This window comes from Alphaproteobacteria bacterium, from assembly GCA_020638555.1.
Taxonomy (GTDB): domain Bacteria; phylum Pseudomonadota; class Alphaproteobacteria; order Bin95; family Bin95; genus JACKII01.
The window spans coordinates 540,741-555,937 of the sequence record JACKII010000002.1 but is presented as its reverse complement, the minus strand read 5'-3'; the positions used below and the strand labels follow the sequence as shown (position 1 = coordinate 555,937).

15 protein-coding genes are annotated in these 15,197 nt (G+C 65.2%); all 15 read right to left on the bottom strand.

Annotated features, from left to right (window positions below):
• Positions 1-9: 9 nt before the first annotated feature.
• Entirely contained in the window at positions 10-531 is a 522-nt protein-coding gene (locus H6844_08495; protein MCB9929438.1) for a phage tail protein, read from the bottom strand.
• A 19-nt stretch (positions 532-550) separates the two neighbouring features.
• On the bottom strand, positions 551-2,533 hold the full coding sequence (locus H6844_08490) for a phage tail sheath subtilisin-like domain-containing protein (GenBank protein ID MCB9929437.1): 1,983 nt from the start codon (positions 2,531-2,533) through the stop codon (positions 551-553).
• A gap of 461 nt (positions 2,534-2,994) precedes the next feature.
• On the bottom strand, positions 2,995-3,480 hold the full coding sequence (locus H6844_08485; GenBank protein ID MCB9929436.1) for a VOC family protein: 486 nt from the start codon (positions 3,478-3,480) through the stop codon (positions 2,995-2,997).
• 282 nt (positions 3,481-3,762) lie between these two features.
• Complete coding sequence (locus H6844_08480) at positions 3,763-4,038, bottom strand: DUF1467 family protein (GenBank protein MCB9929435.1); 276 nt, start codon at positions 4,036-4,038, stop codon at positions 3,763-3,765.
• 4 nt (positions 4,039-4,042) lie between these two features.
• Positions 4,043-4,447, bottom strand: a complete 405-nt coding sequence (mce, locus tag H6844_08475) for a methylmalonyl-CoA epimerase (protein MCB9929434.1) — start codon at positions 4,445-4,447, stop codon at positions 4,043-4,045.
• 36 nt (positions 4,448-4,483) lie between these two features.
• The gene (locus tag H6844_08470) at positions 4,484-6,181 is read right to left on the bottom strand and encodes a ribonuclease J (protein MCB9929433.1); all 1,698 of its coding nucleotides are present in this window, start codon (positions 6,179-6,181) and stop codon (positions 4,484-4,486) included.
• 32 nt (positions 6,182-6,213) lie between these two features.
• A complete protein-coding gene (locus H6844_08465) occupies positions 6,214-7,005 on the bottom strand; it encodes a type III pantothenate kinase (protein ID MCB9929432.1) in 792 nt (263 codons plus the stop codon).
• A gap of 27 nt (positions 7,006-7,032) precedes the next feature.
• Positions 7,033-7,758 carry a biotin--[acetyl-CoA-carboxylase] ligase gene (locus H6844_08460; GenBank protein ID MCB9929431.1) on the bottom strand — a complete coding sequence of 242 codons (726 nt, stop codon included), beginning with the start codon at positions 7,756-7,758 and terminating at the stop codon, positions 7,033-7,035.
• A gap of 34 nt (positions 7,759-7,792) precedes the next feature.
• The gene (nuoN, locus tag H6844_08455; protein MCB9929430.1) at positions 7,793-9,220 is read right to left on the bottom strand and encodes an NADH-quinone oxidoreductase subunit NuoN; all 1,428 of its coding nucleotides are present in this window, start codon (positions 9,218-9,220) and stop codon (positions 7,793-7,795) included.
• Between the two features lie 16 nt (positions 9,221-9,236).
• On the bottom strand, positions 9,237-10,772 hold the full coding sequence (locus H6844_08450; GenBank protein ID MCB9929429.1) for an NADH-quinone oxidoreductase subunit M: 1,536 nt from the start codon (positions 10,770-10,772) through the stop codon (positions 9,237-9,239).
• A gap of 4 nt (positions 10,773-10,776) precedes the next feature.
• Positions 10,777-12,708, bottom strand: coding sequence for an NADH-quinone oxidoreductase subunit L (gene nuoL, locus H6844_08445; protein MCB9929428.1), 1,932 nt, complete (start codon positions 12,706-12,708; stop codon positions 10,777-10,779).
• A gap of 1 nt (position 12,709) precedes the next feature.
• Entirely contained in the window at positions 12,710-13,021 is a 312-nt protein-coding gene (gene nuoK / locus H6844_08440; protein ID MCB9929427.1) for an NADH-quinone oxidoreductase subunit NuoK, read from the bottom strand.
• A gap of 11 nt (positions 13,022-13,032) precedes the next feature.
• Complete coding sequence (locus H6844_08435; GenBank protein ID MCB9929426.1) at positions 13,033-13,644, bottom strand: NADH-quinone oxidoreductase subunit J; 612 nt, start codon at positions 13,642-13,644, stop codon at positions 13,033-13,035.
• Positions 13,645-13,669: 25 nt separating this feature from the next.
• Entirely contained in the window at positions 13,670-14,158 is a 489-nt protein-coding gene (gene nuoI / locus H6844_08430) for an NADH-quinone oxidoreductase subunit NuoI (protein ID MCB9929425.1), read from the bottom strand.
• A 14-nt stretch (positions 14,159-14,172) separates the two neighbouring features.
• Positions 14,173-15,195, bottom strand: coding sequence for an NADH-quinone oxidoreductase subunit NuoH (gene nuoH, locus H6844_08425; protein ID MCB9929424.1), 1,023 nt, complete (start codon positions 15,193-15,195; stop codon positions 14,173-14,175).
• Between the last annotated feature and the right edge of the window lie 2 nt (positions 15,196-15,197).

Sequence of the window (15,197 nt, the reverse complement as noted above, 5' to 3'; positions counted from 1 at the left end):
GGGCCGGGATCAGGCGGGCTCCACGAAGGATGGCTCTTCCGGCTCGGTCACGTCGTAGTCGCGTTCCCAGCCCTCGTTCTCCAGCTTCAGCATCTGGATGGCGACGGCGTTGGCGTTGGCGTCCAGGTCGGGCAGCGCCTGGAATTCCGACACCCAGCAACGGAAGATCTTGTAGGCGATCGCCTTCTGGCCGGCCTCGTTGTAGACCTCCAGGATGATCGGCTTGCGGAAGTCCTTCAGCGAGACCTCCTCGCCGACCGAGCCGAAATTCCAGACCTTGTTGGCCCAGACCTCGAATTCCGGGTCGTGGGTGACGCCGCGTTCGAGCGTGATCGCCTCGTACTCGGTGCGGCCGGGGGATTTGCGGCTGGTGGACGGGTCGCCGCCTTCGCGGTGCTTCACCACCTCGGTCGTGCGTTTGAGCGCGCTGACCTTGCTGACGCCGGCGACATAGCGGCCGTCCCATTTCACGCGGAACTTGAAGTTCTTGTAGGGGTCGAACCGGTTCGCGTTGACGCTGAATTGGGCCATGATTGCCTCCGCTCGGGTCTTACTGCTGGTTCACGATCTGCTGGATCGAGATGACGACGAACTCCGCCGGCTTCAGCGGCGCGAACCCGACCACGACGTTGACGATGCCGCGGTCGATATCGAACTGGGTCGTGGTGGAACTGTCGCAGCGCACGAAATACGCGTCGCGCGCCGACGAGCCCTGGAACGCCCCCTGGGTGAACAGATCGTGCATGAAGTCGCCGACCGAAACGCGGAGTTGGGCCCAGAGCGGCTCGTCGTTCGGCTCGAACACCGCCCACTGGATGCCGCGGCGCAGGCTTTCCTCGATATAGAGGGCGAGCCGGCGCACCGGCACATATTTCCACTCGCTGGCCTGCGCATCCGCGCCGACCCGGGTGCGCGCGCCCCAGGAGACGATGCCGTAGACCGGGAAGCTGCGAATGCAATTGAGGCCCAGCGGGTTCAGCACGCCGTTCTCGGCATCGGTGAGCTTGTAGAGCGGCTCCTGCACGCCGCGCAGGCGCGACTCCGTACCGGCGGGCGCTTTCCAGAGGCCGCGGGCGCTGTCGGTGCGGGCATAAAGGCCGGCGATCACGCCGGCGGGGCCGAAGGCGCGCGGCTTGAAGGCGTTCGAAGGGTCCGGCAGGCGCACGCGAGGCCAGTAGGTGGCGGCGTTGGTGCCGCCGACGGTGAGGCCGCCGCTGATCCACTCCACCGCATCCTCCAGGTCGCCGATTTCCGGCGGCGGGTCGATCAGGAGGAAGGCACGGCGGCGCTCGCAATAGGTCGCGGCCGCGGCATAGACCGCGTTCGGGTCCAGGTTGGTGTCGAGCCGGTTCGGGTCGGCCACCAGCGGCCGGGTCGCATCGGGAATGCAGAGAATGTTGAACACGTCGGCGCGGTCGAGCGCGTAAATGCCGGTAAACGCCGCCTCCGAGCCGATCAGGTCGGCGTTCAGCGGCAATTGCACGCCGTCGACACCCAGCACCGCGCCCGCCTGCGCCGCCTCGGTCGCGCCGGCGCCCAGGCGATAGTGGGCGACATTGGCCGACGGCGCGCCGAGGTGGAAGGCGGCGAGCGCCCCCGGCGTCACGTCCGCCAGCGTCAGCAGCGTGTCGATGCCGGACGGGATCAGGGTGAAGTCGAAGTCGGCGACGATGCGCAGGCCGAGGCCGCTGGCGCTGGGCGTCACCGTCACCCCTGCCCCCGGCAGCACCGCGTTCAGCGCGTTCGAAATGCGCCGCTCGACCAGGCGGGCGAGGCTGACGACACTGGTCGGCACGGCCTCGTTCTGCTGGATCAGGCGGACATTGACCGCCGCGATCTGCCCCGCCGGCCGCGAGGCGGTGACCGCGATGTCGAGATTGGCGGCGTTCGAAATCGTGGTGATCTGGCCGCCCGTCAGGGTGAAATCGCCGCCGACCAGGCCGGTCTGGATCGGCCGGCCGCCGGCATTCGTGGCCGGCACCGTGGCGTTCACCATGTTCGAACCGCTGGCGGGATCGTTCACCACCACCGGCACGTAATTCGGCGAGGCGGCGCTGACCGACAGGTTGAGGAAACTCTCGCTTTCGCCGGTGGCGAGGTCGGTCAGATGCAGGTTGAAGGAATTGGCGTCGGCGGCGCCGTTGTAATCGACCGCGGCCACCACCGAATTGGCCCAGGCGCCGCGGCTGCGCGCGGTCAGCGTGAACGAGACGTCGTCGCCGCCGGCGGTCCCGTCCAGCAGATTGATGGCGGCCGGCACGGAATCCGGCTTCGGCGTGCGCACGATATAGGCCTGGCCGCCGCCATTGTCGAAGAAGTGCTTGACCTGGTGCGACACCAGGCTGTCGCGGGCGATGCCGCCGAACTTCCGCTCGAAATCGCCGAAATTGAAGATGCGGGTGGCGAGGTTGTCGTGGCCGCGGGCCGTGTAGCCGACAAAGGCGGCGATGGACGTCGGCACTCCGACGATGGCGCGGGAACCGCTGGGAATTTCCTGAACGTAGACCCCAGGATAACTGACTTGAACCGGCATGTTCCATCCCTCTGAACAAAGGTTACGGAAGGGTCCACCGCCTGCGCTGGCCAGGCCTCTGGGCCCGCGATCACAATCGTCGTGAGGGGATTGTTTGCCGAAATCCGATACTTGTCAATGATATCGCTGGTTAATGTATGAAATACTTCACTCCGTTTCGAACAAATCAAATCTTAATTTAATACGCACCTCACATAACACATTCTCCACCACGCGGGGAGAAGGTGCAGCACGGCCCATTGGACCACCGAAAATCTGGCGAAATGATGGTCGGAGCGCTGTGACCTGGATCACCCGCGTACGCCACGATGCGGGCGCAAAGGTTGCGACCTCTTCACAAGCCCGCGCAAATGCTACCCGGCATGGGACCAGGCCAAGCGGAACCGGCGCACCGGCCCGGCCGGCACACCGCTCATATCCTCGCCCCCTCTCCCCCTCGCCCTCCTCGGGGTCGGAGCCGGTCAGTAGCCGGTGGTGACTTCCAGCAGGATGCCGTCCGGGTCGCGGAAATAGAGGGCGCCCTTGGTCTCGCTGCCGTGGATATCGTGCTCGATACCCCGCGCGCGCACGGTTTTGACCGCGTGCGCATATTGTGCGGGCGTCGCCTTCAACGCCAGGTGATGCATGCTGCCGACGCCGCGCTGGGTCTTGGCCGGCCCCTTTTTCGGGAAATCGAAAAAGGCGAGGAAATTGCCGCCGCCCATGTCGAGGAAAATGTGGGTCGAGCTGGGCTCGTCGCGGTTCGGAACGATCTTGTTCAGGGTCATGCCCAGAACCTGGGTGTAGAACTCGATCGTCTGCCCGACGTCGGAGCATATCAGTGCCAGGTGATCGACGCCGCCCGTGCCGACCCGGGCCGCGCCCGCCGGCTGGTTGGTGGGGCGGTATTTCGCGACCAGCCCGGCCCGCCGGGCGTCGTGGTCAATGGCAGTGGCGGTCTCGGTCATCGGATTCCTCCCTGTCGTCGGCTGCGGTTCCTGCCCAATATCGAGGCGGTACGCAGAAACCACATGCGACACTTCCGCATCGTGGAAAGGGCAGTGACCTTACGTCACTCGGCCCTTAGTGTCGACCTCGCATCTGGACGAGCACTTTTGCATCACATGCTCTAAAAGCGTGCGGCTCAAGTCCAGGGAGGAAGCAATTCGCCCATTTCCGGCGCCTGTACGCAGGCGGTCGGGAGCGAAAAGCAAGGCCGGCATGCCGGGCTTGCTTTTTCGCGTTTGGGGTTATTTTGCCGCCGGTTTGTCCATCGACGTGTAGCCGCCGGAGATATCCCGGAACGAAAACACGTTCCATTCCTGGGCGAGATACAGCCCGCCCCAGAGCACGGCCGCGATCACCGTCGTCACCCCCGCCTTGATCCACATGCGGTGGCGCACCGGCGCGCCGTGATCCTCACCCAGAGCCGGGGATTTGTTCTGCTGCACGCCGAACGGCAGGACCGCGAACAGCACCACCCACCAGATGATGATAAAGGCCGCGATTCCCGTGACGATATTCATGGGTTCAGGCCTGTTCGAGTTCGACCAGCGTGCCGCAGAAATCCTTCGGGTGCAGGAACAGCACCGGCTTGCCGTGCGCGCCGATTTTCGGCTCGCCGTCACCCAGCACCCGCGCGCCCTCGCCTTTCAGCTTGTCGCGGGCGGCGATGATGTCGTCCACCTCGTAACAGACATGATGCATGCCGCCGGACGGCGACTTCTGCAGGAAGCCGGCAACGGGCGAGCCCTCGCCATAGGGCTCCAGCAGTTCGATCTTGGTGTTCGGCAGTTCCACGAACACGACGGTGACGCCGTGCTCCGGCAGGGTTTCCGGCGCCGACACCGTGGCGCCCAGGGTGGCGCGGTAGGTCTCGGCCGCGGCGGCCAGATCGGGAACGACGATGGCAACATGGTTGAGACGGCCAAGCATGAGGCGGGCTCCTTCGGGACAAACGAAAACGGCGGGTCAGGCCACGACGGTGGCGTCGACCCGCAACAGGTGAACGGTCACGACCGGGCGCTTGTTGAAACGGTGGCGCAGAAAGCGGCGCACCGCCGTGCGCACCTTGTCGGCCCGGGCATCCACATCGCGGTTGCCGGTTTCCTCCAGCGTTTCCTCGACCACGTCGGCAATGTCGTCGAGCAATTCCTCGTCGTCGCCGTCGGTCAGGCCGTGGGTGGAGATTTCCAGGTCGGCCACCAGATCGCCGTCGCGGTCGAGCGCGGCGCTGATGAGCACGGCACCGTTTTCCATCACCTTGCGCCGGTCGCGCAGGGTGTCGCCGCCGATGGCGACCGTGCGCGAGCCGTCGACGGCCTGCCGCCCGGTCTGCAACCGGCCCAGCTCGGTGGCGTGGTCCTTCTTGATGCGCAGCACGATGCCGTCCGGCGCCTGCGCCACGGCGGGCACGCCGCAGGCCGTGGCCAGTTCGGCGTTGGCGAGCAGGTGCGCGGTCTCGCCATGGCAGGGCACGACCAGACTCGGCTTCACCCAGCCATACATGTCGCGCAGTTCGTCGCGCGCGGGGTGGCCGGAGACATGGATATGCGCCTGCCGCTCCGTCACCACCCGGACGCCGAGCGCCAGCAGACGGTTGCGCACGCGGCCGATGGCGCGCTCATTGCCGGGAATGTCGCGCGAGGAATAGACGACGGTATCGCCCTTGCCGAGCGTGATGTGCTGATGGGCGCCGCCGGCCATGCGCGCCAGCGCCGCGTTGGCCTCGCCCTGGCTGCCGGTGCAGAGGATCACGGTCGTCTCCGGCGGCAGATAGCCCAGGTCGGCCTCGTCCACCAGCGCCGGCAGGTCGTCCGGCCAGTAGCCGGTCGCCTTGGCAATGTCGTGCATGCGCCGCAGCGACCGGCCGGCGAGGCCGACATGCCGTCCCTGCTCCGCCGCCGCGCGGCAGATGGTGACCATGCGCGCCACATTGCTGGCGAAGCTGGTGAAGATGATCCGTCCCGGCGCCTCGGCGATCTGCTGGGCGATGCCGGGAGCCAGTTCCGCCTCGCTGCCGGTGCGGCCCTCGACCAGGGCATTGGTCGAGTCGCAGAACATGGCGAGCACGCCCGCCTCGCCCAGCTTCTCGAACCGCTTCGGCTGGAACCCTTTGCCGACCACCGGGGTCGGGTCGGTCTTCCAGTCGCCGGTGTGCAGGATGGTGCCGATGCCGGTCTCGATCGCGACCGACTGCGCCTCCGGGATGGAATGGGCCACCGGCAGATAGCTGAGTTTGAACACCCCCACCTGGAACGAGCCGCCCTTGTCGACCGTGCGCACCGCAACGTCGCCGTCGCCGTCTTCCTGCAACTTCCGCTTCAGGAACATCGCGGTGAAGGGCGTCGCATAGACCGGTACGTCGAGCCCGGGGCCGACATAGGGGACCGCGCCGACATGATCCTCGTGCGCGTGGGTGATGACGATGGCCTGGAGCCGGTCGCCCAGGGCGCGGGCGGGGCGGATATCCGGCACGATCACGTCGACGCCGGGATTCTGGTCGTCGGCAAAGGTGATGCCGCAATCGACCATGATCCACTGGCCGTCATGGCCATAGAGCGCGGCATTCATGCCGATCTCGCCGATGCCGCCCAGGGCGCAGAACAGCACCTCGTCCTTGCCGGGAACCGGCAGTTTGGCCAGGACATTGTCTTTCGATGGAGCCATGCTCTTCGATTTTTTCACGGGCTTCCTTGCGCTCACTGGCTCGCCCGCATCCCGGGGCGGTTCAGCCGGTGAATTTCCAGCAGGCCGCGCAAGGTCAGGTCCTTATCGGTCAAATCAATCACATCCGTTGCGTTGAAGAAGTGGGTGGAAAGCCCGCCGGTGGCAACGACCTTCACATCCGTCAGTTCGGCTTCCGCTTTAATTCGGGCGACGAGCCCCTCAATCAAGCCCACATAGCCCCAAAAAATGCCGGACTGCATGGCCCCGACCGTGTCGGTGCCGACGATTTTCTGCGGCCGCCGCACCGCGACCAATGGCAGTTTCGCCGCCGCCATGTGCAGCGCCTCCATCGACAGGTTGACGCCCGGCGCGATGATGCCGCCCTGATAGCCGCCGTCGGCGCTGACCACGTCGAACGTGGTGGCGGTGCCGAAGTCGATGACGATCAGCGCGCCCGCATAGGCCTGGTGCGCGGCGACGGCGTTGACCAACCGGTCCGCGCCCACCTCGCGCGGGTTCGGCACGTTCACGGTGATGCCGAGTTCGACGCCCGGATCGCCGACCACCAGCGCGGTGACGTTGAAATAATTGCCGCAGAGATTGGTCAGGTTGAACATCGCCGCCGGCACCACGGTCGAGATGATGGCTGCGTCGATGTCCGACGGCTTCAGCCCTTTCAGGCCCATCAACTGGATCAGCCAGACCGCGTGCTCGTCGGCGGTGCGGTGCGAGTCGGTGGCGGCGCGCCACAGGCCGCGTTGCTCCTCGCCCTCGTACACCGCAAAGACGGTATTGGTATTGCCGGCGTCAATGGCCAACAGCATGGCAACAGGCTTCCGTGCGATTGAGGATCAGGTCTGCGATCCGGTGAAGATCTCGCCCGAGACGATTCGTTTCTCTACCCCGTCCGCATCCCGGATCACAAGCGCGCCATCCGGCGCAAGCCCCTGGTAGACGGCCGTCAGCGTGTCGCGTCCGACGGTGAGGGTAAGCCGGTCGCCCGGCCGGTGCAGGGTGCGGGCGGCCCAGGCGGTGGCGACCACCTGGAAATCGTAGCGCCGCCAGCGCCCCCACCAGCGGTCGAACGCGGTCAGATAGGCGGCCAGCGCGGCCTCCGGCGTCACCGACAGGCCGAGCGCCGCGAGGTCGGTGGCGGGATGGCGCGTCTCGGCCGGATGATGCACCAGGTTCAGGCCGGTGCCGATCACCAGCCAGCGCGTGCCGACGCCCTCCGCCTCGCCTTCCATCAGGATGCCGCAGATCTTGGCGCCGTCCACCAGCACGTCGTTCGGCCATTTCAGACGGATGCGGTCGGACGCCACACCCAACTCCGGCAAGGCCTCGGCGACGGCAACGGCGGTGACGAGCGCCGCCTGGGGCGCAAAGGCCAGCGGCATGCGCGGGCGTTTCAGGATCGACACCGCCAGATTGCCCGGCGGCGTCGCCCAGTCGCGGCCATGAGTACCGCGCCCCGCACTCTGGTGCGGGCTCCAGAACACCGAACCATCGACCGCGCCCGCGCGGGCGGCGGCCTTGGCTTCGTCATTGGTGCTGCCGACGGTTTCGAACCGGGTCACACGGTAGCCGGGCGGCAGGTTCGGCACCGTCGCCTCAGCCCCCGAACAGGGCCGCGGCGGCGGCGGTCGCCGGTTGGGCGATGGGCCCCGGCACCAGGATGAACAGCAGGATCACGATCGAGCAGACCGCCAGCACCGCCTTCATCTCGCTGCCGATATTGCGGTCCAGCGCCTCGGCCGCGTCGTCGAAATACATCAGCTTGACGATGCGGATATAGTAGAAGCAGCTCACCACGCTGGTCAGCACGCCGACCACGGCCAGGACGTAAAGCTGCGCGCCGACGGCGGCCTGGAACACATACAGCTTGCCCCAGAAACCGGCCAGCGGCGGCACGCCGGCCATGGAGAACATGAAGGCCGCCATTGCCGCCGCCATCATCGGATGGCTGCGCGAAAGGCCGGCCAGATCGGCAATCCCCTCCACCATGCGGCCGCTGCGGCGCATGGAGAGAATGCAGGCGAAGGTGCCGACATTCATGAACAGGTAGATCGCGAAATAGATCAGCACGCCGCTGACGCCCGCCTGCGTGCCCGCCGCCAGACCGACCAGGGCATAGCCGATATGGCCGATGGAGCTATAGGCCATCAGGCGCTTGATATTGGTCTGCGCCACCGCCGCGAACGCGCCGATGATCATGGAGGCCAGCGAGATGAACACGATCACCTGCTGCCAGACATCGACCATGTGCCCGAACGGCCCGAACAGGACCCGGACGAACAGCGCCATGGCGGCGATTTTCGGTGCAACGGCGAAAAAGGCGGTGATCGGCGTCGGCGCGCCCTCATAGACGTCCGGCGTCCACATGTGGAACGGCACCGCCGACACCTTGAAGGCCAGGCCGGCGATCACGAAGACGATGCCGGCGGCAACGCCCAGCGGCACGGTCTCGCCGCCGGTCAGCACCTCTGCCACGGCCTCGAAGCCGGTGTGGGCGCTGAAGCCGTAGATCAGCGAACAGCCATAGAGCAGCATGCCCGACGACAGCGCACCCAGCACGAAATACTTCAGGCCGACCTCGGTCGAGCGCAGCGAGTCGCGGCGGAAGGCGGCCAGCACATAAAGCGACAGCGATTGCAGTTCGATGCCCATATAGAGCGCGATGAAGTCGTTCGCCGACACCATCAGCAGCATGCCGAGCGTCGCGGTGAGCATCAGCACCGGATATTCGAACCGCTCCAGGCCTTCGCGCCGGAAGAAGTCCATGGCCATGATGATGGCGACGGCGCTGGCCACCAGGATCAGCACTTTCACGAACCCGGTGAAGCTGTTCTCGACGAACAGGCCGCCGAAGGCGATGCCGTTCTCGCCCATGGTGCTGAGGCCGAGCACGACCAGCAGCAACACCGACGACAATACGGCCACAAGGCCGGTCGCGCCATTGCCGCGGAAAACGCCCAGCATCAGCATCGCCATGACGCCGACGGCCAACACCACTTCGGGCAGGGCTACGGTCCAAGACATGTCTCGCACTGCCTCCTTAGTGATGGCCGCTGGCGGCGGCGGCGGCTTCGGGAATGCCGGCGGCTCTCGCCTCCAGCGCATGAGTGGTCTGTTCCACCACGGCGGTCACCGAGGGATTGATCAGTTTCAGGAAGCTGGACGGATAAATGCCCATCCAGAACACCAGCACCACCAGCGGCACCATGATGCCGACTTCGCGCCAGTTCAGGTCCAGCAGGGATTTGAGGTCCTCTTTCTCCAGCCGGCCGAAAATCACCCGGCGGTAGAGATAGAGCATGTAGGCGGCACCCAGGATCAACCCGGTCGCGGCCAGCGCCGCCACCCAGGTGTTGTCCTGGAAGGCGCCGGCCAGCACCAGGAACTCGCCGACGAAACCGCTGGTCGACGGCAGGCCGACGCTCGCCATGGTGAACACCATGAAGACGAAGGCGTATTTCGGCATGTTGTGCACCAGGCCGCCATAGCGCGCGATCTCGCGTGTGTGCAGCCGGTCATAGACCACGCCCACGCAGAGGAAGAGCGCGCCCGACACCACGCCGTGCGAGAGCATCTGGAACACCGCGCCCTCGACGCCCTGCTGGTTCATGGTGAACAGGCCGATGGTGACGAAGCCCATATGCGCGACCGACGAATAGGCGATCAGCTTCTTCATGTCCTCCTGCGCCAGCGCCACCAGCGAGGTGTAGATGACGGCGACACACGAGAGGCCATAGACCAGCGGCGCGAAGTCGGCCGAGGCCAGCGGGAACATCGGGATCGAGAAGCGCAGGAAGCCGTAGCCGCCCATCTTCAGGAGCACGCCCGCCAGAATGACCGAGCCGGCGGTCGGCGCCTCCACGTGCGCATCCGGCAACCAGGTGTGAACCGGCCACATCGGCATCTTCACCGCGAACGAGGCGAAGAAGGCGATCCAGAGCCAGGGCTGCATGGCCGGCGAGAAGGTGTGCTGCAACGCCGCCGGAATGCTGGCGCTGCCCACGTCCCAGTACATGGCCAGGATCGCGATCAGCATCAGGACCGAGCCCAGGAACGTATAGAGGAAGAACTTGAACGCCGCGTAGATGCGATTGCCGCCGCCCCAGACGCCGATGATCAGGAACATCGGGATCAGCACGCCCTCGAAGAAGACGTAGAAGGCAAAGAAATCGAGCGCGCAGAACATGCCGACCATGAAGGTCTCGAGCACGAGAAAGGCGATCATGTATTCCTTCACCCGGGACTTGATCGACTCCCAGGACGCCAGCACGCAGATCGGCGTCAGCAGGGTCGACAGCAGGACGAAGAACAGGCTGATGCCGTCAATGCCCACCCGGTAGGCGATGTTGAACTCGGGGAACCACTGGTGCTCTTCCAGGAACTGGAATTCCGCCGTGCCGGGCTTGAACCCGAACCAGAGGAACAACGAGACGACGAAGGTCACCACGCTGGTCCACAACGCCACATAACGGGCGTTGCGGGCCACGGTCTGTTCGTCGCCCCGGACGAACAGAATGAACAACGCACCGATCAGCGGAAGGAAGATCGTGAGCGATAACAAGGGGATACCGGTCACCGGATCACGCTCCCGCTTGGCCGAAATACCAGGTCAGCAACAGCACCACGCCGATCAGCATCGCAAACGCGTAGTGGTAGACATAACCGCTTTGCAGACGGCTGGCGCCGCGCGCCGCCTCGATCACCCGCGCGGCAATGCCGTTCGGGCCAAATCCGTCGATGATCCGACCGTCGCCGCCCTTCCAGAACAGCCGGCCGATCCAACGGGCCGAGCGGACGAACACCGCATCGTACAACTCGTCGAAATACCATTTGTTCAGCAGGAAGGCGTGCAGGCCCTTGGCATGCGCCGCCAGGTCGGCCAGCGCCGCCCGGTTGCGGATATAGAGCACATAGGCCAGCCAGACGCCGAACAGCGACAGCACCAGCGGCAGCAGCTTGGCCCAGAGCGGCACGCTGTGCGCCGCGTGCATGGCCGGATGCTGTTCCAGGATCAGGATCGAGTGACCCCAGAAGTCGTGATAGTCGTCGCCGACCATCATGCCCGCGAACAACAGGCCGGAGAACACCGCGCCCGCCGCCAGCACGTAGAGCGGCACCAGCATGACCGGCGGCGACTCGTGCACGTGCGCCATCACCTTCTCGTCCGCCTGCGGCTCGCCATGGAAGGTCATGAACAGCAGACGCCAGGAATAGAACGCGGTCATGCACGCCGCCAGCACGCCCAGCACATAGGCGAGCCCGCCGACGGTCGAGCCGGAGCCGAACGCGCTCTCCAGGATCATGTCCTTGGAGAAATAGCCGGCAAAGAACGGAATCCCGGCCAGCGCCAGCGAGCCGATCCACATCAGGATGTAGGTCTTTTTGATATAGCGCCAGATGCCGCCCATCTTGCGCATGTCCTGCTCGTCCGACATGGCGTGGATCACGCTGCCGGCGCCAAGGAACAGCAGCGCCTTGAAGAAGGCGTGCGTCATCAGGTGGAAAATCGCCGCCGGATAGGCGCTGACGCCGCAGGCGAAGAACATGTAGCCGAGCTGCGAACAGGTCGAATAGGCGATCACCCGCTTGATATCGGTCTGCACCAGCCCGATGGTCGCCGCGAAGAACGCGGTGGACGCACCGATGAAGGCGACGAAGGCCAGCGTGTTCGGCGCGTACTCGAAGACCGGCGACATGCGCGCGACCAGGAACACGCCGGCGGTCACCATGGTGGCGGCGTGGATCAGGGCGCTGACCGGGGTCGGGCCCTCCATCGCGTCCGGCAGCCAGGTGTGCAGGCCGAGCTGGGCCGACTTGCCCATGGCGCCGATGAACAGCAGGAAGCAAAGGATTTCCAGCGCCGGGAACTGGATGCCGATGAAGGTGAGCGTGTGCGACGCCATTTCCGGCGCGTTGTGGAAGATCGTGTCGAACGAAATGCTGTCGAACAGCATGTAGCAGCCGACAATGCCGAGCGCGAAGCCGAAATCGCCGACGCGGTTGACCACGAACGCCTTGATCGCCGCCGCGTTGGCGCTGGGCCGGTCATACCAGAAGCCGATCAGCAGATAGGAGCAGACGCCCACGCCCTCCCAGCCGAAGAACAGCTGCAGGAGGTTGTCGCTCGTCACCAGCATCAGCATGGAGAAGGTGAACAGCGACAGATAGGCCATGAACCGCGGAATGCTGTGATCGTGGTGCATGTAGCCGATGGAGTAGACATGCACGCAGGCGCTGACCACGGTCACCACCACCAGCATGACGGCGGTGAGCGTGTCGAAGCGCAGCGCCCAGTGCGCCTCCAGCGTGCCGGAACTGATCCAGGTCGCCAGGTCGGCGGTGTGGCTGTTGCCGCCGAGCGCGATGTCGACGAAGGCGATCACGGAGATCACCGCCGAGGCGATCACCAGGCCGCAGGTGACCCATTGCGAGGCCTTGTCGCCGATGGCGCGGCCGAAAAAGCCGGCGATGATCGCGCCCAGCAGCGGCAGGAAGATTGCGAGCGAATACATCTTAGCCCTTCATCAGGTTGATGTCGTCGACCGCGATGGAGCCGCGGTTGCGGAAATACACCACCAGGATCGCCAGCCCGATGGCGGCCTCCGCAGCGGCGACGGTGAGGATGAACATCACGAACACCTGGCCCGCCAGATCGCCCAGATGGGCGGAGAAGGCGACGAAGTTGATGTTCACCGCCAGCAGGATCAGTTCGATCGACATCAGGATGACGATGACGTTCCGTCGGTTCAGGAATATGCCGAAGATGCCGAGCACAAACAGCACGGCCGCCACGACCAGATAATGGGCGAGCCCGATCTCGAGCATGTCTCTCTCCCCTACACGCCTTGACCGGTCTGGACCTTGACCACTTCCACCGTATCGCGGGGGTGGCGGTCCAACTGATTGACGATCCGCTGCTTGCGCACGCCTTCGCGCTGGCGGTGGGTCAGCACGATCGCGCCGATCATCGCGACCAGCAACACCAGACCCGCCGCCTGGAACAGGTAGAAATAGTCGGTGTAGAGCACGTGGCCGAGGGCGTGGGTGTTGTCCATCACGTCGAACGCCGGCGTCGGCACCGAGCCCGCCAGCCCCTCCGGCAGCGCCGCCGTCGAGCCGATCAGGAACACCAGTTCCAGCAACAGGATGACGCCCACCAGACCGCCGATCATGGCGTAGTTGGTGGCGCCCTGGCGCAGGCCCTGGAAGTTCACGTTCAGCATCATGACGACGAACAGGAACAGCACCGCCACCGCGCCGACATAGACGATGACCAGCACCATCGCCAGGAACTCCGCGCCCATCAGCACGAACAGGCCGGCGGCGTTGAAGAAGGCGAGGATCAGCCAGAGCACGGAGTGCACCGGATTGCGCGCCGTCACCACCATCAATCCGGAGATGATGGTGATCGCCGCGAAGACATAGAAGGCAATAGCCGGGATGATCATGGAATGTCTCTCTTCGTCCCCGGCCTCAACGATACGGCGCGTCGGCTTCGAGGGCGCGGGCGATGGCGCTCTCCCACCGGTCGCCGTTGTCCAGAAGCTTCTGCTTGTCGTACATCAGCTCCTCGCGGGTCTCGGTCGCGAACTCGAAATTCGGCCCCTCGACAATGGCATCGACCGGACACGCTTCCTGACAGAAGCCGCAATAAATGCACTTGGTCATGTCGATGTCGTAGCGCGTGGTCCGCCGCGAGCCGTCGTCGCGCGGTTCGGCCTCGATGGTGATGGCCTGGGCCGGGCACACCGCCTCGCAGAGTTTGCAGGCGATGCAGCGCTCCTCGCCGTTCGGGTAGCGGCGCAGCGCGTGCTCGCCGCGGAACCGGGGCGACAGCGGCCCTTTCTCATAGGGATAGTTCAGCGTGACCTTGGGCTTGAACATGTACCGAAAGGTCAGGACCATGCCCTCGATCAATTCGGACAGCAGAAAGCCGCGAGCAGTGCGGTCGAAAAAGCTCATCTTGCGCAGCGCTCCTATACGCCTGGGTTCGGAACCCAACCGAAGGCGACGAGAACGCCCGCGGTCAGGATCACCCAGAACAGGGTGAAGGGCAGAAACACCTTCCAGCCGAGCCGCATCAACTGGTCGTAGCGGTAGCGCGGGAAGGTGGCGCGCACCCAGAGGAAGCCGAACAGCAGCACGCAGGTCTTGGCCAGGAACCAGAAAATGCCCGGGATCCAGTTGAAGGGCGCCACGTCGATGATCGGCAACCACCCGCCCAGGAACAGGATGGTGCCCATGCCGCTCATCAGGATCATATTGGCGTATTCGCCGAGGAAGAACAACGCGAACGCCATGGCCGAGTATTCGACATTGTAGCCGGATACCAGTTCCGCCTCGGCCTCCGGCAGGTCGAAGGGGGCGCGGTTGGTCTCGGCCAGGGCCGAGATGTAGTAGATGATGAACATCGGCAGCAGCGGCACGCAGAACCACAGGCCCCGTTGCGCCTCGACGATCTTCGACAGATTCAGCGAGCCGACGCACAGCAGCACGGTGATGATGACGAAGCCGATCGAGACCTCGTAGCTGACCATCTGCGCCGCCGAGCGCAACGCGCCCAGGAACGGATAGCGCGAGTTCGAGGCCCAGCCGGCGATGATGATGCCATAGACGCCCAGCGACGAGATCGCGAAGAGGTAGAGCACGCCGACATTGATGTCCGCGATCACCCAGCCCTTGTCCAGGGGAATGACGGCCCAGGCCACCACGGCCAGCAGGAAGGTCAGGATCGGCGCGACGATGAACAGAAACCGGTTCGCGCCGGTCGGAATGATGGTTTCCTTGGCGAACAGCTTCAGGCCGTCGGCAATCGGTTGCAGCAGACCGAAGGCGCCGACCACGTTCGGCCCCTTGCGCAATTGCATGGCCGCGATGACCTTGCGCTCGGCCAGGGTCAGATAGGCCACCGCCCCCAGAAGCGCCAGCACGACGGCCAGGATCTGCGCGACGATGATGATGCCGGGCCAGACATAGCCGGCCCAAAAACCGAGTTCCATGG